The organism is Psychroserpens luteolus (assembly GCF_021032705.1).
GTDB classification, from domain to species: domain Bacteria; phylum Bacteroidota; class Bacteroidia; order Flavobacteriales; family Flavobacteriaceae; genus Psychroserpens; species Psychroserpens luteolus.
On the sequence record NZ_JAHVXI010000025.1, the window covers coordinates 1 to 529 of the forward strand.

1 pseudogene is annotated in these 529 nt (G+C 44.0%); it reads right to left on the reverse strand.

Features of this window, described 5'->3' with window-relative positions:
- A pseudogene (locus KWG70_RS17675) lies at positions 1 to 529 on the reverse strand (hypothetical protein); the annotation flags it as partial.

Here is a 529-nt window from a genome sequence, read left to right on the forward strand (position 1 = left end):
GATCCTCCAGAACCATCATAAGTGATACCATTCTCAGCCCACGTATACGACTCATCAGAGCAAATCGTTACATCAGTTACCACAGGAGCAGGCTCCGGTGTTACTGTTAAGTTTAATGTTTGATCGGCTGCACAGTTTACACCTTCAATAGTTACCGAAGTTGATCCTCCAGAACCATTATAAGTGATACCATTCTCTGTCCATGTATATGACTCATCAGAACAAATCGTTACATCAGTCACTACAGGAGCAGGCTCCGGTGTTACTGTTAAGTTAAGTGTTTGATCCGCTGCACAGTTCACACCTTCAATAGTTACAGAGGTCGATCCTCCAGAACCATTATAAGTGATACCATTCTCCGTCCATGTATACGACTCATCAGAACAAATCGTTACATCAGTCACCACAGGAGCAGGCTCCGGTGTTACTGTTAAGTTAAGTGTTTGATCCGCAGCACAGTTCACACCTTCAATAGTTACCGAGGTCGAACCACCAGAACCATCATAAGTGATACCATTCTCCGTCCATG